The organism is Oscillatoria sp. HE19RPO (genome assembly GCF_024220515.1).
Lineage (GTDB): Bacteria > Cyanobacteriota > Cyanobacteriia > Cyanobacteriales > Laspinemataceae > Laspinema.
The window spans coordinates 1-24,492 of record NZ_JAMXOT010000033.1 but is presented as its reverse complement, the minus strand read 5'-3'; the positions used below and the strand labels follow the sequence as shown (position 1 = coordinate 24,492).

The window sequence follows — 24,492 nt, the reverse complement described above, 5'->3', positions numbered from 1 at the left end:
TTACCTTGACATTAACATCAATGTTTAACATCAATGTCAATGTTCAAGGTCAAGGGTTGCTGTTTTTCGCCATTACCGCAAACCCATACAGGACTTACGCAATCTTTCAAATTGAACCCTAAATGTAGAGGCGATTCGCGAATCGCCTCTACATTTAGGATGGGTGCTCAAAACTATGGGTAGGTCCTAGAATAGCTAAAACATTTGCGCTTGAGCTTGACATTGCCATTAATGTCAAGGTTTACCCTAAAAGAGTTCTTCCTCAAAGCTCTGTCTCATGGTTTACATTCCCCTCCCCTTGCAAAAAAGGCTGCCCGCTTGGGTGCAGACCTACCCAGAGGCGATCGCCGCCGGATTCTGCGCTGGCTTAACGCTGTTGGGCTGGCTGGCGCTCCAGATGCATTGGCTGGGGTTTGGAGTCTGGGTGCTGTTTGCTGCCTACGTGATTGGTGGGTATAGCAGTGCTCGGGAGGGCTTGACCACTCTGTGGCAAGAGCGCGAACTGGATGTAGATTTGCTGATGATTGTGGCGGCCCTAGGGGCGGCGGCTTTGGGGCTGTGGCAGCAGGATTACCACTTGCTGGTGGATGGGGCAGTGCTGATTTTGATTTTTGCTCTCAGCGGTGCATTGGAAGACATCGCTATGCATCGCACTGAGCGCAATATTCGCAGCCTGATGCAGTTAACGCCGGATACTGCCCGGGTGTTGGTGCAGGGGCAGGAAAAGCAGGTGGCTACGGCGGATTTGCGGGTGGGCGATCGCATCTTAATCAAACCGGGCGACCTCATCCCCACCGATGGCTTAGTAGCGCAAGGCGATAGCACCGTCAACCAAGCCCCCATCACCGGGGAATCGATTCCGGTGGAAAAAACCAGGGGCGATGAAGTGTTTGCGGGCACCATCAACGGTAGCGGTGTGCTGCTGGTCGATTTGCATAAACCCCCAGAAAGCAGTCTGATTCAGCGCGTGATTCAGCTAGTGGAGCAAGCCAAAACCAGTCAACCCCCCTCCCAACAATTTTTAGAGCGGTTTGAGCGGGGCTACGCTCGGGTGATTGTTGGGGCCGGGGTCCTGCTGGCTACCCTGCCGCCCCTGATCCTGGGCTGGGCTTGGGACATCACCATCTACCGGGCGTTAGTGTTTTTGGTGGTCGCCTCCCCCTGTGCCCTGATGGCGTCGATTATGCCCGCCCTGCTGTCGGGGATTGCCCGGGGGGCGAGACAGGGGATTCTCTTCAAAGATGGTGCCCTGCTAGAAACCATTGGCCAGGTCAAGGCGATCGCCTTTGACAAAACCGGAACCCTCACCACCGGCCTGTTGAATGTCAGCGACCAAATTCCCGCCCCCGGCATCACCCCAGAACAACTGCTGCAAATCGCCGCCTCCCTAGAAACCTACTCCGAACACCCCATCGCCCAGGCCGTGGTCTCTGCCGCCCACCAGGGCCAGATTCCACTACACCCAGCCGCAGCAGTCCAAGCCAGCATCGGCAGAGGCATTAGCGGTGAACTGGATGGGCTACCGATGCAGGTGGGCAAGCTGGCCTATATCTCCACGGACCTAGCTACCCCCATAGACCCGACCCTGGTGCAAGCCAGTCAACGGCTAGAGGCAGCAGGCAAAACCGTGATCTGGGTGCGCCGTCAGCAGCAGGTTTTAGGCTTGCTGGCCGTGGCCGATCAGGTGCGACCCCAGTCGGCTCAGTTACTCCAAACCCTGCGACATCGGGGCATTGCAGCCACGGTGATGTTGACCGGCGACAACCGCGCCACCGCCCAAACTGTGGCAACTGAAACGGGTGTCACCGAGGTCTATGCCGACCTGCTGCCGGAAGATAAAGTTGAGGTGATCAAGCGTCTGCAACAGCAGTACGGCATCGTCGCGATGGTGGGGGATGGCATTAACGATGCCCCGGCCCTGGCTCAAGCCTCGGTGGGCATTGCTATGGGTACAGCCGGGTCAGACGTGGCCCTGGAGACTGCGGACATTGTGCTGATGGCCGATCGCCTAGAAAAGCTAGAGCAGGCCATTGTCATCGGTCAACGCTCCCAGCAAATCATTCGGCAAAATATTACCCTGGCTCTGGTTTCTATTAGTCTGCTGATGGTGGCCAATTTCCTGGGGGAACTCACTCTACCTGCTGGGGTGCTGGGTCACGAAGGTTCGACTTTGCTGGTCACCCTCAACGGTTTGCGGATGCTGAGGGCGTGAAATAAAAACCCGCAGGCTGAAGCCTGGAGGCTCACAGGACGAAGCCCGCCTGCGCGGGCTGAAGAGTAAAATAAAAACCCGCAGCGTCAAGGGGCTATACGGACGAAGCCCGCCTGCGTGCGCGGGCTGAAATAAAAACCCGCAGGCTGAAGCCTGGAGGCTCACAGGACAAAGCCCGCCTGCGCGGGCTGAAGAGAAAACCGACTTTTGACAACCGGATTTGGTATCAGGGGCGATCGCCTGTACAGCAACAGCGTAGAGTATTCCAACAAATAAATCATCCAAATGTGATGCGATCGCACCTAAACAAGTTTTTATTTTTCTCTTCAGCCCGCGCAGGCGGGCTTCGTCCGTATAGCCCCAGGCTTCAGCCTGCGGGTTTTTTGGAGATTTGTTGCGCCTGTTTTGCCATCTGGGCGATCGCTGCTTTATCCGGTGCAGGGGTTCAGCCCGCGCAGGCGGGCTTCGTCCGTGTAGCCTCCGGGCTTCAGCCTGCGGGTTTTTTGGAGATTTGTTGCGCCTGTTTTGCCATCAGGGCGATCGCTGCTTTATCCGGTGTAGGGGTTCAGCCCGCGCAGGCGGGCTTCGTCCGTATAGCCCCAGGCTTCAGCCTGCGGGTTTTTTGGAGATTTGTTGCGCCTGTTTTGCCATCTGGCCGATCGCCGCTTTATCCGGTGCGGGGGTCTCGCTTGCCATCTTTAACCACAATAAATACTCAATATTTCCCGCTGGACCACTGATGGGAGACCAAGTTAACCCCCCATAACCCCAACCCAGTTCTAGTGCCGCTTGCAAAACTTGGAAAATTGCATCGGTATGGTCTGCTGGATCCCGGACGACGCCTTTTTTCCCCACCCGCGATCGGCCCACTTCAAACTGAGGTTTGACCAACAAGACTAATTCTCGGGGAGACACCAGCAATTCCCATAAGGCCGGTAATATCTTGGTCAGGGAAATAAACGAGACATCCACCACCCCCAAATCCGGCAGATTCTCTTCAGACTCATACAAATCCGCCTGGGTCAAATACCGCAAATTAGTGCGTTCGCGCAAAATTACCCGGGGGTCGTTACGCAGTCCCCAATCCACTTGTCCATAGCCGACATCAATGCCATAGACGAGTTTAGCCCCAGCTTGCAGCAAGCAGTCGGTAAAGCCTCCAGTGGAAATGCCACCATCGAGACAGAGGCGACTGCTCACGGGAATGGGAAAGGTTTCCAAGGCTTTGGCTAGTTTTTCGCCGCCTCGGGAGACAAAGCGCGATCGCTCTTTGATATGAAGTTCGGCATTGATATCGACTTCGGTCCCTGGTTTATCCAGGAGTTGCCCATTCACCCTGACTTCCCCAGCCCGAATGAACCGCTGTGCCTGCTGCCTGGAGGAACAGAGGTTTTTTTCTACTAACAGGGTGTCGAGTCGTTGTTTAGCCACGGGATTTCAGGGTGCAGAGGGATTTGGAATACTTGATTTTACCGTTTTTTGGGCGAGAATTTAGGCGATCGCTGGGGAACAATGGCGAGGATCCGGCCAACCCCGTCAACCTTGAATGCTTCATAAATTGCTCAAGCTTCCCTCTTTTTAAAGATGAGATAAAGCAGTTTAAATTCTTCATCTTTACTCTTTCTTTTGTGAGTCAATCAGCCCGAACCCTCTGATTCATATTGGTCTCAGTCATAACCTCCTGGAGGACTAACCCCCTGCTGGCGTTATGTCTACGGGGATAAAAAATACCCGTTCTCTGTTAAAAAGGCCCGTAATGCGGTGGGAAAATCGGGATATTGACCGATCACTTCGCCTTTGCTGTTACGGATATCGAGACCCTGATCTGAGGTGCGATCGTAGCGGGCTAACATGAATTCCCAGCCTTCCTCAAATTCCCCTAAAAGCATTTTTTGAGCAACATAACCGGCTAAAATTCCATTCAATTCATAGTCTCGGCTTTGAATGCTTTGATACATTTGCCATGCCGTACCCCGCAATCGCTCAGGATATTCACGGGTGACATCCTCCAAGCCATTATTACCAATGCGGAGGATTTGAGAGGGAGGAAATGAGCCTGCGTAGGAACTAAAGGCATATAAAAATGCCCCGTCAAAAGTTAAGTATTCAAAGACTTCATCGTTATCCAAATCTTGAAACTCGCCGCCATTTCCATCCCTATAGCCGAAGTCGATTTCTTCAAACTCTTCCCCTGTCCATGTGTAGACTTCGTGGCTGGTACAGCAGTGAGCACCACCGCTGTAGGTTTCAACAATTACCTCGGCATTGTCATCACCCGTTAAATCCTGGAGCCAGATTTTACCGAGCATGAATTCTGAGCGTTGCTCTTGAAGTTGGGCTTGGTCTTGATAATACAGAATGTAATTAACATCACTTTCAAACAGAGTTTCACTGGCTTCATAATTCACTTGAACGCGAATATTGCCCAGGGAAAGACTATCCTCGAAGGAGGGGGTTTGGGAGTTGAACTCTAGTTCGGGTTGGGCGATCGCAGGCAATCCCATCACTACAGTGCCTAACATCGTGACTAGAAGCGCAACTGTAGACTTCACCATACTGAGTACCAATTTTTTTACCGTTCCAGTCTAACAGGTGCCTTGCTGCCCTTGGTAGGGTCGGACAGTCAGGAATTGAGTCTTCCCGGCTGTCATCATTTCGTCTATAGGATGTTTGCGGACATCGATTCTAAAGCCCTAGCCCTGTCAAGGTGGTAAATTGAATCTATGAAAAATCGTTGTTTCCTGTAGGGGCGATTCGTTTTTCGCCAGTCCAAATTGTCAAGTTCATGACGAAAAAGAGGGATGGAATGTAGGGGCGCTTCGGGAAGCGCCCTTTGTAGAGGCGATCGCCCTCAGCGCCCCTACAAGTACACCTTGACAGGGTTCATTCTAAAGCCCTAACGCTGATTGACTGACACAAGATTACTCAGGGGAGTAAGAAAAAGAGTAGACCTGGAACTCAAGCCATTGAGAGCGAAGCCGATGCTCAGAGCGAGAAGCCATAGCCGGGTCAGGGTCAGAATTAGAAGTAAAAACAACTTGTCGAATGAAGCGCAAACCTTGAGCAAGAGCAGAGCGAACCCACTCAAGACCCAGACGAAAATAGCTATTCCCCCGAAACCACGGAAAAATTTATTTAAATTTACATTAGTTATTGGTTATTAGTTGTTTGAACCGAATAACCAACAACCATTGAGATCTGACGGCTCGATCCAGAATCTGCTACTATTAAACTGACAATTACGAACACTTGGGAATTCATTTTTTTTGTCCAAGTGGTGAAAAACCCAATACTCGATCGCTTCTTCTATAATGTCGCCATCACCAACCCGTCGGGAATTCGTCACTTCTTAGAAATTCGCCAATTTGCCCAACTCAACCGCATAGATGAGGAAATCGTTGAAGCCTACCTAGAATCTGCCAAACAACCCAATAGCGAATATGCAGCCTTTTCCTTGGTCCGAGGCGATCTCTGCTTCGATCTATTTCTGTACATGAACCAACTCACCGTCCCCACCGCCATTATCTGGGGTCGGCAATCTCAATTTACCAATCCTGAAATTGGTCAGCGGTTGGCTAACATCAACCCCACTGCCGTTCGGATTTTTCAACAGATTGAAGATGTCGGCTTAACCACACAGTTAGAACTACCTGGATTAACCATTGGTTTAATTCGCAAACTTCTCAAATTACCGAGGTGAAAATAACAGAAACATGAAGAAACTACTTACCTTTGGCTTGCTGTCGCTTCTGATTACAACAGCTTGTGGCAAAAGTGACTTACCTCAACCAGATCAGTCAAAAACTTTTCCAACCTTTGAAACTTTTATTGAGTGGTGTCAAAACCAAGAGAGCTTGAGTCCCGATGCAAAGCATACGGTGGAAGTGCTATTAAAGGAAGCGGAAACTCAAGAGTGCGATCGGGCTCAAGAGAGCCTCAGCAAACTGACAGAACTCAGTATCTTAGGTGATGAAATTAAAGACATCGCCCCGTTAGCGGGTCTGACCAACTTGGAAGTCCTTAACCTATATATCAATGAAATTGAAGATATCGCCCCGTTAGCGGGTCTGACTAACTTGAAAGGGCTTGACCTGAATAATAATCAAATTGAAGATATAACCCCGTTAGCGGGTCTGACTAACTTGGAATGGCTTGACCTTAGTGATAATAAGAAAATTAAAGACCTAGCTCCATTAGCTAGTTTGACCAATCTGACACACCTTGACCTCGATAACGGATATCGCCTAGATGGCAAAATTAAAGACATAGGCCCGTTAGCCAATTTGACTAATCTGAAATTCCTTGCTATCGGTGACAATCAAATTGAAGACGTAGCGCCATTAACGAATTTGACTAACTTGGAAGTGCTTTGGCTCGATAAAAATAAAATTGGAGAGGTGGCATCCTTCGCTAGTCTGACCAAACTGACACAGCTTCATCTTAGTGGCAATCAAATTGAAGACGTAGCCCCGTTAGCGAAGCTGACTAATTTGAAATCGCTTTGGCTTGATGGTAATCAAATTAAAGACGTGGCTTCGTTAGTAAGTATGACCAAGCTAACACGGCTTTATCTCAGTAGTAATGAAATTGAAGATTTAGCCCCTTTAAAAGGTCTCACTAAGGTGATGGAGCTTCGCATTGGTAACAATAAAATTGTCAATTTAGCACCGTTATCAAGTCTAACCAATCTGACATCTCTTGAGCTTTATCAAAATCAAATTAAAGACATAGCCCCGTTAGCCAATCTGACACAGTTGACAGTTCTTAACCTTAGTGACAATGAAATAAAAGACGTAGCCCCTTTAGCCAGTTTGACCAATCTGACAGAAGACCTTGACCTCCGTTACAATGAAATAAAAGACGTAGCCCCTTTAGCCAGTTTGACACAGTTGAAAAGCCTTCAGCTTAGTAACAATGAAATAAAAGACGTAGCCCCTTTAGCCAGTTTGACCGAGTTGACATCTCTTCAGCTTAGTGACAATGAAATAAAAGACGTAGCCCCTTTAGGCAGTTTGACCGAGTTGACAATTCTTGACCTTTATCAAAATCAAATTAAAGACGTAGCCCCGTTAGCCAATCTGACACAGTTGACATTTCTTCAGCTTGGTGACAATGAAATAAAAGACGTAGCCCCTTTAGCCAGTTTGACACAGTTGAAACACCTTCACCTTAGTAACAATGAAATTAAAGATATAGCCCAGTTGCCGAATCTGACAGATATGGTCAATTTCAGTGTTGATGGTAATCCAATCGATCCTCGCTTTTGCCTATTCAATTTGAAGATATGCAACCCATTGGGTTTGAGATGAAATGCCCTGATTGACTGACAAAAGATCACTCAGGGGAGTAAGAAAAAGAGCCGACCTGGAAACTCAAGCCATTGAGAGCGAAGCCCATACTCAGAGCGAGAAGCCATAGCCGGGTCAGGGTCAGAATTAGAAGTAAAAACAACGGGTCGAAGGAAGCGCAAACCTTGGGCAAGAACACAGCGAACCCACTCAAGACCCAGACGAAAATAGCTATTCCCCCGAAACCAATGAGGGTCAACCCATCGAAGCTGGCCAGAATGGACAACATCAAGACCCTGAGCCGGGACATAAATAGCCAAAGCCAGAACAAAGCAGAGGCGAGAAAGGACACAGACCGATCTCAGTTAGGAGGAGATGTCTAGCAAATTCTTCAGCCTTCTCCTCTGATTCTTTTGTCAGTGAACCAGGTTTCAGGCACTGGATCAAGCGGGATAAATTTTTATCCGTCATGAATCATTAATAATTTTGAATTGTCAAGAATTGATGACCATTGAAGCTTTTACATCCTTCCCAAACTTTTCATTGACCAAGAGGGACCTGGGAGGGTCCTCGTTGTGCAGAACCTCTCCAGAAGCACTCAAAGCTGAATGCTTCATATTTTTTTACGAAAACTTACGCACAGAATTATGGACGGAACTGTAACCAATGTTACCATTAAAGAGAAATCCAAGAAAAATGACCCATGTTCTTCATCCCCCTCTTGATCCCTGGAGTCTGGAGAGACGAGATGCGATTGAATAGAGTGAGGGAGTTTGATTAAGACGAGGAATTAGCTTGGATCCGCAGTTGAAGTTACAGTGGAGAGGCACTCATGTTAGAAGCAAAACTCAATCCCTGCGCCAATTTGTTGTATGGCTGGATTCAGCGCAGAGGAAGCGGGGAATCACCTGTTAAGGTGGATTTGCAAGATTTTAAAGCCTGGACAGCAGAATATCGGGATCATCCTTATAGCGATCGCGAAATTTTTGATGCCTTGCAACAATTAAAAGAACTCGCAGCGGTAGCGATCTCGAAAACTGAAGTCACAGTCTCTGTTTTACCAAGAGAAATCCCAGGTTCTACCGAGCATCCGTCTCTGGAATTATTACTAAATGAATGCAATTTCACCGGAGAACATTCAGGAAATCAACGCCCTTGGAATGAGATTTCAGGCGATCGCCCGAATCGATTCCTAACCGTTTCCCTGGTTGTCTTGAGTTCTTTTCTCTGTGGACTCATTCCCTTAGTCGTCGTTCAAACTCTGCCTGAAACCCAGGTGGCGCAAGTGGAAACTCTCACGCCCTGGAGTGTACTGGGGGACCATCAGACTTATTAAGGGTTTAAATCTATCTATAGACTGAAATAGACTGAAAATCCCTTTAAAGCTTTGATAACATCACAAAATCCGTTTTTAAAATCATCCTGGACATCTGGGCCTTATACCAGAAGGTCATACTCTGAAAAGGGTGTGGCATTTTCAGGACTGGGGGAATCCTCTTTAAGTTCAGGAATCAGGGAACTTTTTACGTCTATATCACATACAGTCCATTTTAGAAACGATCGCGATCGCCTTTGTAGATGTTTGCGATCGCCTCATGGACTAAGTAGGATCACTTAGCAAATATAGAAATGGCTTGATGATTGATATAGGCAACAATTTCAGAACCAATATTGACGTTCTAGGCAAATTCAGGTATGGCCTTCTTACAAGCGACCGACCGTGATTCCTTCAACCCCTCAGAAAATCCATTAGCGGTTCTGAGTGGAGATAGCATTTATATTGTTTATCCCAATGGCAAGGTAGAAGCGATCGCCAGTCAATTTTTAGAGCGATCGCGGATTAAAAACCTACTTCAGGGTTGTCATGTCTGGGGCGACCTGGCTGCTTTTTAAAAAAAGGGATAGCGAGTCATCCAAAATCCGGTGGAGATAACCTCAAATAAAAAGAAGATGTAGAAATGCTCCATTTCTTATCTCTATAGCAGTGTGAGGATATAAAATTCAGCTATCAGGTTACTAACCCGGATTGGGGATTTCCCTGATTAACCTTTTTATTAAGCTAATCAGGGAAAAATTAAAGGATTGATTAAGACCCCTCACCCCCAAAAAATATAAAGTCCGCCAATGCGGACTTCCCGAGATTCAAAATTCGGTTTTAAAGTCTGACGACTAAATGTCGCGTTCGCTTAACTCGCGACTAATATGATCAAAGGGTTGATCTAACCAATCACCGGGTTGAATCCCTGCTTCGGTGACCTTTTCTCTGACCATTTCTTTGAGGATTTGAATCCCAACTACGGTCGGTCCAATGGGAACGCCTAAAGAATTGTAAGTTTCCCGCAATCCTTGCAGAACTCGTTCATCGAGAACGTCGGTATTTCCTGCAACTAAGGCATAGCTGGCATACCGCAGATAATAGTCCATATCCCGCAGGCAGGCCGCATAGCGACGGGTCGTATAGGCATTTCCACCGGGACGAATTAACTCAGGTAAATCGGCAAATAAACGGATCCCGGCTAGTTTCACCAGTTCGGCTGCATTGGCATTAATAATTCCAGCCGCTTGTACCCGGACAGTCCCGGTTTGAAAATAGGACTTCAGGTTATCAATGGCGTCGCGATCGAGATAGCGACCTGTGACGTCATAGTTTTTTATCAGGCTTGTGATTGCGTCGCGCATTAAATTTCTTCTCCTAACAGTGTCAACAGATGGTTTACCACTCTTGTGTCAATGAGAGTGTTGTGCGTTATCCAGATTCGGGCAACAACAGGACCGATCGCCCTTGAGTATTTTGACTCCTTTAATGAGCAAGAATACTTAGGAGGGATGGAGGCAAATTGGCCTTTGCTTCCCCTCGGACGTCAGATGCTCGAACGTTTGTAGTCTACTACAAAGCGATACCCAGGAACAGACTATCGAGCGTACACTCGATAGAAAGGCGATCGGGGTGGGGAGGATGGGGGAGATGGGGAGGATGGGGGAGATGGGGGAGATGGGTCCAATGTTTGTAGTAACGACTTCAGTCGTTACCGCGTTACTTGGCGGATGCCAAGTAACGCGCCCCTTTGGAGGCGATCGCTCCAGTGCCTAAACAGGTGCTTAAGGCGCTCAGTGTGCGTGTCATGGCATCCGCCATGACACGAAAGCAACGACTGAAGTCGTTACTACAAACATCTACCCCATCTACCCCATCTACCCCATCTCTCCCACCCTCCCCATCCTCCCCCTTAAATCCTTAATATTTTCTCTATTCGTCGTCACTCAGAATTGTGCTTAAATCCAACCAGAGTTGTCCAGAATACTCAGGAAACAGATTTTTGTATCAATTGATACAAAAAATCCCTAAGTCAATCCCTAGGATGATTCAGAGATAACGCAACTGAATCTTGGAGCCTGACGAGCGATGGTGCTGCACACCGGCGGATCTGCACCTTGCTAATCCGCGATCGCCAACGCCATAAGGGAGCAGATGCGCTATCAACTCAAGCGACAGAGGGGAATTTTGCAATGTATTGACCCTGCATTGTTCCTGGCGATCGGCACCGACTTTGCCATCGAAAATAGACCGATAGATCTGAATCCTCGAAGTTCGCGGGCGCACCCCGAATGCCTCTCTTCCCACTAAACCTGACCCGGAAAGAGATCCGGCTAGATCTAGGTTCGTACCCAAACCGCTTTGACATCCTGCCCCTTGTCGGCACGCTCGTTCCCTGACGTCGATTGACCCTAACCCAGAACAGAGGAGATATTAATGTTCCAGACTCCACAAGAAGTTTTAAATTATATCCGCGAGCAAGACATCAAGATCATCGATCTCAAGTTCATCGATACGCCAGGAATCTGGCAGCACTGCTCGTTCTATCGCGACTTGATTGACGAAAGTGCCTTCGATGAAGGCGTCGCCTTCGATGGTTCCAGCATCCGGGGTTGGAAAGCCATCAATGAATCGGATATGTCAATGGTCCCCGACCCCACAACGGCTTGGATCGACCCCTTCATGTCCGAGAAAACTCTCAGCATGATTTGCAGCATCAAGGAACCCCGCACCGGCGAATGGTACAGCCGCGACCCCCGCACCATCGCTCAAAAATCCTTGGACTATCTGATTGCCACCGGGTTGGGCGATATGGCTTTCGTCGGCCCTGAAGCTGAATTCTTTGTGTTTGATGATGTCCGCTTCGATCAAACTGAAAACACCGGCTATTACTACGTTGATTCCGTGGAAGGACGCTGGAACTCTGGTAAGCAAGAAGCGGGTGGGAACCTCGGTTATAAACCCCGTTACAAGGAAGGGTATTTCCCCGTTGCGCCAACGGATACCCTCCAAGATATGCGGACCGAAATGCTGCTGACAATGGCGGATTGCGGTGTTCCCATTGAAAAGCATCACCATGAAGTCGCCACCGGCGGACAAAATGAACTGGGGATTCGCTTTGCTCCCTTGGTGCAAGCGGCGGACTATTTGATGACTTACAAGTATGTCATCAAAAACGTTGCTAAGAAATATGGCAAGACGGTGACATTTATGCCGAAGCCTTTATTTAACGATAATGGCTCGGGGATGCACACCCACCAGTCGATCTGGCAAAATGGTCAACCCACCTTCGCTGGAAATGAGTATGCGAATTTGAGCAAATCTGCACTGTATTATATTGGCGGTTTGCTCAAGCACGCTCCGGCTTTGTTAGCGATTACTAACCCCACCACCAACTCTTACAAGCGGTTGGTTCCTGGTTTTGAAGCCCCGGTGAACTTGGCTTATTCCCAAGGTAACCGTTCTGCCTCGATCCGGATTCCCCTTTCTGGACCGAATCCAAAGGCGAAACGCATGGAGTTCCGTTGTCCTGATGCCACCTGTAACCCTTACTTGGCGTTTGCGGCGATGCTCTGCGCTGGTATTGATGGGATTAAGAATCAAATTGATCCCGGTGATCCTTTGGATGTGGATATCTATGACTTGAGCCCGGAAGAGTTGGCTAAGGTCCCCTCTACTCCTGGCTCTCTGTTGGATGCACTCAAGGCCCTGGAAGCGGATCATGAGTTCCTGACGGCTGGCGGTGTGTTTACGGAAGATTTCATCACCAACTGGATTGAGTACAAACTTGACAATGAAGTGAACCCGATGCGTTTGCGTCCTCACCCATACGAGTTTGCACTCTACTACGATTGTTAATCCCTTGGGTTACATACCCTTGGCGAATTAATTAGACAAGGGCCACCCGGTTAGGGTGGCCCTTTTTGGTGACACCAGTGAACAAAGCGGGTTGACTGAGGTTTCGTTACAATTATTTATATTAAAACATCATCGATCGCATTGATTCACCCCTACCATGACCGACTATCTCACTAAAGTAGCCTATCAAACGGTTCAAAACAGCAAAACCTATTTTAGTCTGGCTCATAAATCCATCAGCACTCAGTTACTCAAAACCTTTGCACCCCCGCGCGAATCTAAGACGAATCCCATCTCCCCCAAGCTGTTAATGCTGATTCGGGAACGACTCGATCGCCTGATTGAAACCGACTGGAATGATGCAGAACAGGGGATTTATCCGACGGATCTGCTGTTCGATCATCCCTGGGAAGACTTTTTGCGGCAGTATCCGTTGCTCTGTTTAGATATGCCGACAGTCTGGATGCGATCGCAACAAAACAAGAATCAGGAATTTCCCTCGGACATCGATACCAGCAGCTATCCGGCCTACTATCTGCAAAACTTCCATCACCAAACCGATGGTTACTTAAGTGAAAATTCGGCAAACTTATATGATTTACAGGTAGAATTGTTATTTAATGGGTCTGCCGATGCCATGCGGCGAAGAATTTTAGCCCCCGTAAAGCGCTCTCTCAATACTTGGCCTGCCATTCCTCAAAATCAACTCCGCATTTTAGATGTGGCCTGTGGCACCGGACGCACCCTAAAATTCCTCCGAGGAATGCTCCCGAAAGCTGCACTTTTTGGGATTGATTTATCCCCGGCTTACTTGCGAAAAGCGAATCAAATTCTCTCTCAAATTCCGGGGGAATTACCCCAACTCTCTCAGGCAAATGCAGAGGAGTTGCCCTATCGGGATAATTATTTTCATGCCGTAACTAGCGTTTTTCTATTCCATGAACTTCCAGCGAACGCTCGACAAACGGTGATTAATGAATGTTTCCGGGTTCTGCAACCCGGGGGAAGTTTAACCCTTTGTGATTCGATTCAAGTGAGTGATTCTCCTGAATTGAAAGAGGTTATGGAAAACTTTCCTCAGATGTTTCATGAACCCTACTACCGGCATTATATTCAGGATGATTTAGTCGAGCGATTAGAAACAGCCGGGTTCAAGGATGTTGAAATTGAAACCCATTTCATGAGTAAATATTGGACCGCCCGTAAGCCTCACTTGAGTGAATAGGTCGGGCGACTTGAAAGAGGCGATCGCCTGCTGTGGCGGAGGCGATCGGCCCTATCCAATCAGCCGAAACCCTATTTAAGCCTTAAAAATAGAGACGACAGCGTTTTGAACGCTTCTATTGTCAAGGGTAAGCGACTCAACTGCTCGCACTCGAATGATCAATGCCACCGCAATCTATCAGTCCTTGGAGAGTAGACAGAAACGGCATGGATACGCTATACAAGGTCTAAGAAAAACCCAACGATGCACCAGTAGGAACCTGATAATGACAACCGACTTAGAAACCCAATGCACTCCCACCCCTTCTACGGAAGAGTTATTAGAGGAGCCTTCAGAGACTAACCTCGTAGAGGAACTTGAAACCGTCATTGGCAGTTTGGCTCAGGACCAAAAGGTGATGTTTGCGCTCAACGAATCGGGTCATCTTTGGAAATTCAAATACGGCAGTGTTGAAGTGTTCGTGCAACTGTCAGGAACCAGTGATGAGGATACTTTAACCGTTTGGTCCTTCGTCCTCCAACTCCCCGCCAAGAACGAACCGGAGTTAATGCGGAAGTTATTGGAAATGAACTGGCTGAGCACTTATGAAGCCCACTTTGGCATTGTGGACGACCGAGTGACGGTCCTCAGTAGCCGCACCGTCATGGACCTCAATCCCAGCGAAATTTCGCGATGCGTCACCATCGTAGCGGCGATCGCGGATGAAAATGATGAAAAACTGCTGGCGGAGTACGGACAATAGGTGAAGCAGGACATAGGGTCATTTGTCATTTGTCCTTGGTCCTTAGTCCTTAGTCCTTGGTATTCAACAATCCAAATGACAAATGACAAATGACCAAGGACTAATGACCCTCGATAGTCCTTGGTATTCAACAATCCAAATGACAAATGACAAATGACCAAGGACTAATGACCCTCGATTGTATGAATTACCAAATCGTCTGAATCGTCGTTAATGCCTGAATTTTCCGGTCACGGGTGACTAAGGGAAGATTTAAAGATAAAGCAGTCGCCGCAATAATCCGGTCTGGCATATCTGGCACAGTTGCCCTGTCAATTTGTCGAACAGTTGCGGCAATATTCCGATCCAAGGGTGCTAATAAAATGCCCATATTCGGATTATCCGCTGCATTTAAAACTCGGGTCAGCACCTCATTTACTAAACGCCCTCGTTCAATCAAATAAGAAATTTCTACAATAGAAATAGCAGAAAAATAGATGATATCTCCCTCAGTCGCTGCTTGTTCTAAAGCATTTAATGCCGAGGGAGAAAGTCTGGGGAGGTCAAAAACATACCAAATTATGGTATGCGTATCTGCTACGACAGATGGCATTAAATAATCTCCCGGGGAAAATTACCCCACATCTCTTTCCGGGCTTGGGCAATGTCTTCTTCCGTAATATCAACTTTTAAATCAGCACACAATCCTTTGACGCTCTTTAACGGTCGTTTATGTGGGTTCTTTTGATTAAGAAACTCCGCAAAATCTAGGACTTCTTGCTGCTTGTCGGGGGTTAATGTCCGCAACTTTTCTAAAACGGCCTGTTCTAAATTCATGGGTTCAGTTCCTCCGCCATCCTTATAGGATAGGATAATCTTGGCTCTTTGTTTAATTTAGTTTAGCAAATGTTCCTTCCCCTGTTCAACCACCGAATGAGTGGGTTAAAGGGAGGTAATACCCAATTCGATTGTAAAAAGTCCGTTTTCTCTAGCACCCTTCACTCGTTACTGATGCACAGTCCCCTTTGGCGATTGATTCCACCGATTCAGGTGAACGGTTCCATGCAGATGACCATCGATTTATGGTTACTAGAACAGTATGTCTCAGGGAATCATTCCCCGGTGTTGCGATTTTATACCTGGGACCCGGTGGCAATTTCTCTGGGTTACCATCAACGGCGCTGGCCCCAACGGTGGGAGAATTTAACGTGGCAGGGAATGCCGATTGAGTTGGTACGGCGTCCGACTGGGGGTCGCGCGGTGCTGCATCAAGGGGATTTGACTTATATGGTGGTGATGTCGGATCCGGATGCCGGGGAGGGAACAGGGGCGAAACGCTCTCCGATGCCTGGATATGAGGCGATTTGTGAGTTTTTAATCGCGGGTTGGTGCAGTTTGGGGGTGGAGTTGCGGTATGGTCAGGCTAGACGGGGATACCGGCAGACGGCGAATTGTTTCGCGACGGCAACGGGTGCGGATTTGGTGTTGCCGTCGGGGGAAAAGTTTATTGGCAGTGCTCAACTCCGACGGAATGGGGCGGTTTTGCAGCAGGGTTCGATGCAGTTAAACCCGTCGCCGGAGTTGTTTTCTGAGGTGTTTGGAACGGAAGGACGGGTGCCGGGGTTGCCGGTGCTATCTTTGCCGTTGGAGGTGCTCGGGGAACGGGCGATCGCCTCTTTGGTGGAGTCTGCTTCCCGTTGTTTCGGGGTGCAGTTGATTCCTCAACCTCTTTCTGAGGGTGAATGGGAGGAAATCAACCGCTTCGCTAACCCAGATCTGGAGTGTGGGAAAGATTCAAAGGAAGGTTCTGATTCCAAATCCGATTGATAAAAGTCGGTTTTCGCCTTATCGACTTAATTTCTCTAGGAAATTCTTCTACTCAGTCGGGAAGTTGTGCTGGCTTTATCTGCGAACAAACTGCCGGAAATCTTCATCTTGGGTACTCAATTTTACCCAGTCTGCTCCCGCTTTACTTAATTTTTCCACCAGCCGATCGCAGGCGGGGCGTTCCGTGGCATAATGACCCGCGTCAATCAAAACTAAGCCGCGATCGCGCGCTTCCTGGAATTGATGAAATTTGCAATCTGAGGTGAGATAAGCCTCAGCACCCGCTTGAACCACGGCATCGATATAACTTGCTCCAGAACCACCTAAAACCGCTACCCTGCGGATGCGTTTCTCGGGGTCAGCCGGAGAAACAATCAGTTCGGGCGGCTGCAATTTTGCTTGAATTAGGGTTAACAAATCCCGGAGGGGAAGTGCCGGTTCTAGTTGTCCGATTCTTCCATAACCGAGTCCCGGTTGGGTAGGGACAACCGCCTTGACTTGTTTAAGTTTTAAGAGCTGCGCTAAGACATCAGCCGTGCCATGATTCACTTGGTCAAAATTGGTGTGAGCGCTGTAAATGCCGATGCGATGGGTAAAGGCAAGTTTTGCCATCTCACCAATTGCTTCACCGCTACAGAGGGAATTGACTCCTCCAAAAATCAGGGGATGGTGAGCAAAGATTAAATTAACGGGTTCATCGGTTTGTTGGAGGGCGATGGCTTCTTCCATGACGGCTAAGGTGGGGGTTAAACAGACTAACACCCGCGCCGGTTGGGTTAAGATTCCCGGTTCGATTTGCCAACCACAATTATCCCATTTTTCTTGCCATGCTGGGTTTGCCCAGCCTTCAAACCATTGAATGAGTTCGGAAATCTTCATGTTGCTACTCAGTCATCCCTTTGTACAGCCTAGGTTTCAGTTTAACAAAGCTGCTCCGAGTTCGGGGCGATCGCTCGTCTCATACCAAATCCGGTTGTGAAAGACCTATTTTACTCTTCAGCCTGCGTAGGCAGGCTTTGTCTGTGTAGCCCCACCCTTGAGTGTGCGGGTTTTTATAGACCTTTAACAACCGAATTCCGTCTCAGTTGGGAATTTCAGCCCGGGGTGCTGTACTCAATCCGGGATGAAGTCAGGGGCGATCGCCTCGGTTCTGGGCGACCCCAGCCAAAATTCCCCCCTTTCCGGCTGATCCGGGTAGCATCATCATCATTTAAAAACAAATTGTCATCAGATTGATTCGATTCGTTTGACTTCGAGTGCCTTTCCTAATCTATTAACCAGGACGTTGCCAAATTAAGCCTGATAAATATTCCTCTAGGGAGAGTTAATGGGCTGATTTTAATTCTATAAATAAAAAGCATATCTTGTATTTGTTAACTTCTAAAAATCAGGTCTTGTAAATTTGGGTCAGTTGTCCCTCAAAAATCAGGGTTAATCTCTCCTGAGAAATATTTGACTGGTTTGAAATCACATATTTTGGCAGGTTTATAAGAGTGCAAAATTTTGAAAAGTATGTTATAAACTGAATTACCAAAAATTACTTCTTCCAATACAATTACCAGGAGTTCGTTTATGGCAAACCTTTGGCCGTTCATTGAAACGAATGGGGGAGAAATCACCAGACTGTTGATAGAAACTCCCTTGGCTCAAGTTTTAAGCGGCCCCATTAAAGACCCCGTTGCCATTTTTTTGATTATCATGGCAATGATGCTCGTCGCGCCTTTGGTGTTTGAGCGATTAAAACTGCCGGGAATTGTGGGTCTAATTCTAGCTGGAGTTGTCATCGGACCCTACGGTTTGGGACTCTTAGCCCGGGATGAAACGATTGTGCTCTTAGGCACAGTTGGATTATTATTTTTAATGTTTATGGCGGGGTTAGAAACCAGTTTAGATGACCTCAAACTCAATGCGGATAAAGCCATTGTCTTTGGTCTATCTACCTTTGCCATTCCGATGATATTAGGAACTGGGGCGATGTTGTTGCTAGGATATAGCTGGTTAGCCTCAATTCTTGTTGCTTCTTGTTTTGCCTCTCATACCCTGCTGGCATTGCCCGTTTTGACCCGCTTGGGAATCATGCGAGCGCAAGCAGTAACGGCCACATTGGGCGGAACCTTAATCACGAATGTTCTGGCATTGTTAGTATTAGCCGTTGTGGTTAAAGCATACGGAGGTGAATTAACCCTAGACTTTTGGCTGTTTCTCATTCCAGCCTTGGCAATTTATACTCTCGCTACCTTGTGGGGAGTTCCCAAACTCGGGCGATGGTTTTTCAGAAAATTTGGTCATGATGAGGGAGCAGAATTTACCTTTGTGGTGGCTACCTTGCTGGTGGTTTCTTATGTGGCTCAACTGATTGAAATTGAGGCCATTATTGGAGCATTTTTAGCGGGAGTGGCGATTACTCAACTGATTCCCGCTTTGAGTCCGTTAATGAATCGGATTCAGTTTATTGGAAATACGCTCTTTGTCCCCTTCTTTCTGCTGTCTGTGGGGATGTTAATTGACCCGATGATTCTGATTAGTGAACCCCGATCGCTCGTAGTCGCCGGGGTCATGATTGCTGCTGAATTTATTGCTAAATATCTAGCCGCCTGGGGTTCAGGGAAGCTATTTGGCTGGACCTTTCCCAGTACAATGGTCGTATTTGGTTTGTCCGTTGCTCAAGCCGCTTCTACCCTAGCAGCGGTTACCGTTGCTTATGAGATAGAACTGGTGGATGAAGTCACCGTGAATGGCATTATTGCAATGATTCTCGTCAGTTGTATTGCTTCTCCCTGGATTACTGCCAAATGGGGAAAAGGGGTAAAACCCGAGGAGAAAACGACAACCAGTGAAACTCAAGGGTTGACCGATCGCGTTTTAGTTCCCGTTGCCAACCCCAGTACCGAAGATAATCTGTTAAATTTGGCGATTTTGTTGGCCAAAAACTCCAAGGGTACATTGCTTCCTTTGCACGTTCTTTCGGATAAAAATGGCCGGATTTCCCCGGAACAAAGAATTCAACAAACCCAGTTATTAGCAGCAGCAGAAACCATTGCTCATGCGGCAACGGTAGCCGTAGAACCCATTGGTCGAATTGATGCGGCGATCGCCGGTGGGATCGTTCGCAGTGCCTCGGAACGCAATGCCACCTTAATTATCTGTGGGTGGAAAGGATTCTCTACCTATCGGGAAAATTTCTTTGGCAACGTGATCGATCGGATTGTGCGCCGATCGCCAGTCCCAGTTCTGATTACCCGATTTCCCCAACCTATCGAGAATACCGCCCGAATTTTTGTCGCCGCCACCCTCGCCGAAACTACCTCTGGGGAATTTAAACAAACCCTAGAAATTGCCAACACCATCGCCACTGAACTCAAGGCTAACTTACAGTTATTATTAATTGTCACTGGAAGTTCTAAAGACATAGAATTTGACCTCGAAGCCTTTGGATTGAATGAAACAACTCCCGTTCAACGCCTGCGGGGAAACTTTGTTAGAAAAGTATCAAGAATGCTCAAAACCGATGATTTGTTAGTTTTAACCTCCGCTTCTCATCAACATCAAGCCTTTGGCTTATCCGGCAGATTAGTAGAACCGGAAGCCATCGTGCGAGCACATCCTGATGTGGCAACCCTTGTGGCGCATTTTCCGCCCCGAAGTTAACCCTAATTTTGATTCCCTTCACCCTCTATTAATCCGCATCTTCGAGATTGGTGATGGGTTCTGAATTAAGAACCCATTTGGGTGGATGGAATCAACCGGCGATCGGCTCAATCCTCCGCCTGTAACGGTGGCGCTGTCGGGATAGGAGAGTAGCGATCGCCCCCCTCCAATTCATATTTAGAGGGTCTATTTTTCCATTTATCCATAATATCCTTAAAATATAACTCTTGAATCCAAATTTGAGCAACCACCGTCAACGGGAGAGCTAACAATAATCCCAACACCCCAAAAATACTGGCAAAGAAAATTTGCGCGACCAAGGTCACCGCTGGTAACAAAGACACTTGTTTGGCCATCACCGTAGGGGTGAGCCAATAACTTTCAATTTGTTGAATAATGATATACCAAATCAACACTGCCAAGGCTTTCCACGGGGCATCTAATAACGCAATCATCAAGGGAAAGACCGCGCTCATGGTTGGGCCAATATTGGGAATAAAATTAAAAAGCCCTGCCATTAACGCATGAACTAAAACCAGGTCCACTTTTAAGATCCAGAGGCCGAGTCCACTTAAACTCCCGATAAAAATACAATTAATCGTAATTCCGGCCAACCAGTTCCCCAAACCAATTTCACATTCATCTAAAATTTCATTGGCCCGACGGCGATAAAAAGAAGGAAATAGCCGGACAAATGCCTGCCGATATTCCAAGGGATTGGCTAACAGCATTAAAGTGAGCACAATCACAAATAAAAATTGCAGGGCAATTCTAAAAGAATTGGAGAAGAAATCGAAAAAATTCGTGACCGATCGCAAAACCAACGGCTGCAACTGCACAATCAACTCAGCCAGACTCGGCGGTTGAGGTAACCACAGGGGCAACTGAGTCTCCAGCGATCGCAGCCAAACCCGCAACGCTAGAAACACTTGCGGTAATAACTCAATCATCCGTTGGGATTGTTCCAGAAACTGAGGAACCACCAGCCAAATAAACAGCACATTGAACAAAACCGTCAAACTCAGAGTGATGAAAATAGCAACCGTGCGGTTGAGACGTAATCGCTTCTGGAACTGCTTGGCAATACTATTTAAAGCAGTAGCAAAAACAACCGCAACAAATAACAGTAACAACAATTGCCGAATTTCCCACAGAATATAAAGGGAAATCAGAATGGCAACAAACCCCAGCCATTGACCAAATTTCACAGGTGTTGCTCGCGCGCGATAATAAACTTTCCTTTAGGAATATAGCCCATGACCTCGGCAAATTGGGGAGAGGGGCCGCGATTTTAGGGCAGTCTCTTGCCCCTACCCGGTAAAAAATCCCCGGACCCGCCCGCTTTTTTGATATTCTGAACCATTGGACTAGCAATTATTCAAACCATGCCCGCGCCCAGCACCTCTACCCTCACAGCATTTCCTCTGACAGCAGTTGTTGGTCAGGAGGCGATTAAACTCGCCCTACTGTTAACCGCAGTAGACCCCGGATTGGGAGGACTGGCGATCGCCGGTCGTCGGGGAACCGCCAAATCCGTGATGGCGCGTGCCATTCACGCCCTGTTACCCCCGATTGAAGTCGTCAAAGACTCCCTCGCCAACTGCAATCCCAGCAATCCCGATGAATGGGACGACCTCACCCGAGACACTTATCCGACCCAAGGTAGCAACGGCACGACCCCGGATGAGGTTCCCACCCAAATTATTCCCGCCCCCTTTGTCCAAATCCCCCTCGGGGTCACGGAAGACCGTCTTTTAGGGTCCGTGGATGTGGAACAGTCGGTCAAGCAAGGGGACACCGTATTTCAACCGGGTTTACTCGCCCAAGCGCATCGGGGGGTACTCTATATCGATGAAATCAACCTCCTCGATGACCAAATTGCTAACCTGCTGTTAAGCGTCCTCACCGATGGACGCAACCAAATCGAACGGGAAGGGATTAGCTTCCAACATCCCTGCAAACCCCTATTTATCGCCACCTATAACCCCGAGGAAGGGTCCCTGCGCGAACATCTGCTCGATCGCATTGCCATTACCCTCTCCGCCGATGGGGTCCTCGGCCTCGATCAGCGCGTGGAAGCGGTGGAACAAGCCTTATCTTACTCCGCCTCTCCCCAAGCATTCTTACACCAATACACCGAAGACATCGACAACCTCAAAACCCAAATTCTCCTCGCCCGAGAATGGTTAAAAGATGTCGAAATTCAATCGGACCAAATCGCCTATCTCGTCAATGAAGCCCTCCGAGGGGGCGTTCAGGGTCATCGCGCCGAATTATTTGCCCTGCGCGTTGCCAAGGCATCGGCGGCCCTGGATGGTCGCACCGCAGTCAATGCCGAGGACCTGCGTCGGGCGGTGGAATTGGCGATCGTTCCCCGTTGCACGATTGTCCAAACGCCACCAGAGGAGGAACAACCGCCACCGCCACCGCCACCGCCACCGCCGCAAGACAACTCGGATCAGCAACAAGAGGAACCGGAGGAGGAAGAACCGGAAGAACAGGAAGAAGAGGAACAACCGGAACAACCGGAACAGGAACAAAGTATTCCCGAGGAGTTTTTGTTCGACCCCGAAGGGGTGATCATGGACCCGAGTGTGCTGTATTTCGCACAAATGGCGAAGCGGCAAGGCAAGACCGGCAGTCGCACAATTATTTTTTCCGACGATCGCGGACGGTATATTAAGCCGATGTTACCCAAGGGGAAAGTGCAACGGGTGGCGGTGGATGCGACGTTACGCGCTGCTGCCCCCTATCAAAAAGCCCGTCGGGAACGGCAACCGGACCGGAAGGTGATTGTAGAACAAGGGGATTTGCGATCGAAGCGCTTGGCGAGAAAAGCTGGTGCTTTGGTAATTTTTGTGGTGGATGCCTCGGGTTCGATGGCACTCAATCGGATGCAATCGGCTAAAGGTGCGGTCTTACAACTGTTGACCGAAGCCTATCAAAACCGCGACCAAATTGCTTTGATTCCGTTCCGGGGAGAACAGGCGGATGTCTTGTTACCCCCGACGCGATCGATTACTTCCGCCCGCAGACGGTTGGAACGGTTGCCCTGTGGCGGGGGTTCGCCCTTAGCACATGGGTTAACCACCGCAGTGCGGGTGGGATTAAATGCTCAACAATCGGGAGATATCGGTCAGGTGGCGATCGTCGCCATTACCGATGGACGGGGGAATGTTCCCTTATCTCGGTCCTTGGGTGAACCCCAGATCGAAGGTGAGAAACCGGATATTAAGGGAGAATTACTGGAAATTGCCGGAAAAATTCGCGGCGTGGGAATGCAGTTGTTGATGATTGATACAGAGAATAAGTTTGTTTCTACTGGGTTTGCCAAAGAGTTGGCCAAAGCGGCAGGGGGTCGATATTATAGTTTACCCAAGGCCACAGACCGGGCGATCGCCGATATGGCTAGAGGTGCATTAGCCGAAATGAAATCGCGCTAAAACCGGAGTACAGGAGTAAGTCGATCGCCCCCCTGATGTAGGGGTTTGGTTCCCAAACCCGCTGGAGGATGTAGGGGTTTGGTCCCCAAACCCTCTTGATGATGTAGGGGTTTGGTCCCCAAATCCTCTTGATGATGTAGGGGTTTGGTTCCCAAATCCTCTTGATGATGTAGGGGTTTGGTTCCCAAACCCTCTTGATGATGTAGGGGTTTGGTTCCCAAATCCTCTTGATACGGAGGGGAGGGTTTGGAGACCAAACCCCTACATCACGGGGAGTCAATCAGGTAGAGAGGATAGAGATCGCCCCTGGGACCCGGAGTCTCTGCGGGCAAAACAATGCATGGACTAGACCCAACTCATGCCATAATAAGTCGGCTGTCGCCCAACAAAATTGCTGCTGTCAATGGCTGAACGACCCCAATCCCCGGAAGAACTTGCTGCGGTTTTAGAAAACATCACGGACTTGAATTTTAACCTTCCGGACCCGGAAGATGAGGACATTTCCGAGCCTGATTTTGAGCATCAGGTGGATAATGCCTGGAAAGTTTGCGACCATTTTGACCTGCAAACGGATATTTGGCGTGGACGGATCCTGAGTGCGGTGCGCGATCGCGAGAAAATTGGCGGGGAAGGACGCGGCAGGGGCTTCCTCAACTGGCTCAAAGACCGGGAAATCAGCAAAAGTCAGGCATACTCCCTGATTGAACTGGCCAACAGTGCCGATACCCTCTTAAGTCAGGGGGATTTGGACCCGGATACCATTAATAAATTTAGCAAACGGGCGTTTGTGGAAACGGCTAAATCTGCCCCGGAGGTGCAGCAGATGGTCACCCAAGCGGCCCGAGATGGCGATCGCATCACCCGCAGGGAAGTGCGCCAACTCTCGGACGAATGGACTGCCATGACGTCGGAATTGCTGCCGGAAGAGGTGAAAGAAAAGGCCACTGCCGGTTCT

At 48.5% G+C, this 24,492-nt stretch carries 19 protein-coding genes and 2 pseudogenes; 13 read left to right on the top strand and 8 right to left on the bottom strand.

The annotated features are described in order from the left end of the window. Nucleotides 1–277 precede the first annotated feature (277 nt). On the top strand, nt 278–2,212 hold the full coding sequence (locus tag NG833_RS03730; RefSeq protein WP_254563989.1) for a heavy metal translocating P-type ATPase: 1,935 nt from the start codon (nt 278–280) through the stop codon (nt 2,210–2,212). A gap of 606 nt (nt 2,213–2,818) precedes the next feature. On the opposite strand, the gene NG833_RS03725 is transcribed toward NG833_RS03730, so the two are convergent. Both NG833_RS03725 and NG833_RS03720 read right to left on the bottom strand, forming a co-directional pair. Further along, a complete protein-coding gene (locus NG833_RS03725) occupies nt 2,819–3,643 on the bottom strand; it encodes a TlyA family RNA methyltransferase (protein WP_254563988.1) in 825 nt (274 codons plus the stop codon). A 281-nt stretch (nt 3,644–3,924) separates the two neighbouring features. Next, nucleotides 3,925–4,767 (bottom strand): hypothetical protein, encoded by an 843-nt coding sequence (locus NG833_RS03720; RefSeq protein WP_254563987.1) that lies wholly within the window; start codon nt 4,765–4,767, stop codon nt 3,925–3,927. 710 nt (nt 4,768–5,477) lie between these two features. Here NG833_RS03720 and NG833_RS03715 point away from each other — a divergent pair. The 4 genes and pseudogenes from NG833_RS03715 to NG833_RS03700 all read left to right on the top strand — a co-directional run. Continuing rightward, nucleotides 5,478–5,912 (top strand): annotated as a pseudogene (locus NG833_RS03715) (alpha/beta fold hydrolase); the annotation flags it as partial. A 13-nt stretch (nt 5,913–5,925) separates the two neighbouring features. Continuing rightward, the gene (locus NG833_RS03710) at nt 5,926–7,521 is read left to right on the top strand and encodes a leucine-rich repeat domain-containing protein (protein WP_254563986.1); all 1,596 of its coding nucleotides are present in this window, start codon (nt 5,926–5,928) and stop codon (nt 7,519–7,521) included. A gap of 811 nt (nt 7,522–8,332) precedes the next feature. Next, nucleotides 8,333–8,836 (top strand): hypothetical protein, encoded by a 504-nt coding sequence (locus NG833_RS03705; protein ID WP_254563985.1) that lies wholly within the window; start codon nt 8,333–8,335, stop codon nt 8,834–8,836. A 359-nt stretch (nt 8,837–9,195) separates the two neighbouring features. Beyond that, a complete protein-coding gene (locus NG833_RS03700) occupies nt 9,196–9,393 on the top strand; it encodes a hypothetical protein (protein WP_254563984.1) in 198 nt (65 codons plus the stop codon). A gap of 276 nt (nt 9,394–9,669) precedes the next feature. Here the strand turns inward: NG833_RS03700 and apcB are convergent, their stop codons facing one another. Then, on the bottom strand, nt 9,670–10,179 hold the full coding sequence (gene apcB, locus NG833_RS03695) for an allophycocyanin subunit beta (RefSeq protein WP_254563983.1): 510 nt from the start codon (nt 10,177–10,179) through the stop codon (nt 9,670–9,672). A 51-nt stretch (nt 10,180–10,230) separates the two neighbouring features. On the opposite strand from apcB, the gene NG833_RS03690 reads away from it, so the two are divergent. The 4 genes from NG833_RS03690 to NG833_RS03675 all read left to right on the top strand — a co-directional run bounded on the left by NG833_RS03690 (nt 10,231) and on the right by NG833_RS03675 (nt 14,640). Continuing rightward, nucleotides 10,231–10,383, top strand: a complete 153-nt coding sequence (locus tag NG833_RS03690) for a hypothetical protein (protein WP_254563982.1) — start codon at nt 10,231–10,233, stop codon at nt 10,381–10,383. 868 nt (nt 10,384–11,251) lie between these two features. After that, a complete protein-coding gene (glnA, locus tag NG833_RS03685) occupies nt 11,252–12,673 on the top strand; it encodes a type I glutamate--ammonia ligase (RefSeq protein WP_254563981.1) in 1,422 nt (473 codons plus the stop codon). 157 nt (nt 12,674–12,830) lie between these two features. After that, the gene (locus NG833_RS03680) at nt 12,831–13,898 is read left to right on the top strand and encodes a class I SAM-dependent methyltransferase (protein WP_254563980.1); all 1,068 of its coding nucleotides are present in this window, start codon (nt 12,831–12,833) and stop codon (nt 13,896–13,898) included. A gap of 265 nt (nt 13,899–14,163) precedes the next feature. Continuing rightward, nucleotides 14,164–14,640, top strand: coding sequence for a YbjN domain-containing protein (locus NG833_RS03675; protein WP_254563979.1), 477 nt, complete (start codon nt 14,164–14,166; stop codon nt 14,638–14,640). Nucleotides 14,641–14,827: 187 nt separating this feature from the next. Here NG833_RS03675 and NG833_RS03670 read toward each other — a convergent pair whose 3' ends face one another. Both NG833_RS03670 and NG833_RS03665 read right to left on the bottom strand, forming a co-directional pair. Continuing rightward, the gene (locus NG833_RS03670; RefSeq protein ID WP_254563978.1) at nt 14,828–15,232 is read right to left on the bottom strand and encodes a type II toxin-antitoxin system VapC family toxin; all 405 of its coding nucleotides are present in this window, start codon (nt 15,230–15,232) and stop codon (nt 14,828–14,830) included. Next, complete coding sequence (locus tag NG833_RS03665; RefSeq protein ID WP_254563977.1) at nt 15,232–15,456, bottom strand: DUF2281 domain-containing protein; 225 nt, start codon at nt 15,454–15,456, stop codon at nt 15,232–15,234. Before NG833_RS03665 ends, NG833_RS03670 begins: the two co-directional genes overlap by 1 nt. A gap of 174 nt (nt 15,457–15,630) precedes the next feature. On the opposite strand from NG833_RS03665, the gene NG833_RS03660 reads away from it, so the two are divergent. After that, nucleotides 15,631–16,446, top strand: coding sequence for a biotin/lipoate A/B protein ligase family protein (locus NG833_RS03660; protein ID WP_254563976.1), 816 nt, complete (start codon nt 15,631–15,633; stop codon nt 16,444–16,446). 75 nt (nt 16,447–16,521) lie between these two features. On the opposite strand, the gene NG833_RS03655 is transcribed toward NG833_RS03660, so the two are convergent. Beyond that, nucleotides 16,522–17,325 carry a Nif3-like dinuclear metal center hexameric protein gene (locus NG833_RS03655; RefSeq protein WP_254563975.1) on the bottom strand — a complete coding sequence of 268 codons (804 nt, stop codon included), beginning with the start codon at nt 17,323–17,325 and terminating at the stop codon, nt 16,522–16,524. A 693-nt stretch (nt 17,326–18,018) separates the two neighbouring features. Here NG833_RS03655 and NG833_RS03650 point away from each other — a divergent pair. Beyond that, on the top strand, nt 18,019–20,094 hold the full coding sequence (locus tag NG833_RS03650; protein WP_254563974.1) for a cation:proton antiporter: 2,076 nt from the start codon (nt 18,019–18,021) through the stop codon (nt 20,092–20,094). A gap of 107 nt (nt 20,095–20,201) precedes the next feature. On the opposite strand, the gene NG833_RS03645 is transcribed toward NG833_RS03650, so the two are convergent. After that, nucleotides 20,202–21,302: an AI-2E family transporter gene (locus NG833_RS03645; RefSeq protein ID WP_254563973.1), complete on the bottom strand. Its 1,101-nt coding sequence runs from the start codon at nt 21,300–21,302 to the stop codon at nt 20,202–20,204. Between the two features lie 177 nt (nt 21,303–21,479). Here NG833_RS03645 and bchD point away from each other — a divergent pair, with 177 nt between their 5' ends. Continuing rightward, nucleotides 21,480–23,537 carry a magnesium chelatase ATPase subunit D gene (gene bchD / locus NG833_RS03640; RefSeq protein WP_254563972.1) on the top strand — a complete coding sequence of 686 codons (2,058 nt, stop codon included), beginning with the start codon at nt 21,480–21,482 and terminating at the stop codon, nt 23,535–23,537. Here the strand turns inward: bchD and NG833_RS03635 are convergent. After that, nucleotides 23,534–23,758, bottom strand: coding sequence for a hypothetical protein (locus tag NG833_RS03635; RefSeq protein WP_254563971.1), 225 nt, complete (start codon nt 23,756–23,758; stop codon nt 23,534–23,536). The genes bchD and NG833_RS03635 overlap by 4 nt on opposite strands. Nucleotides 23,759–23,940: 182 nt before the next feature. Between NG833_RS03635 and NG833_RS03630 the strand changes: the two are divergent. Beyond that, a pseudogene (locus tag NG833_RS03630) lies at nt 23,941–24,492 on the top strand (hypothetical protein); the annotation flags it as partial.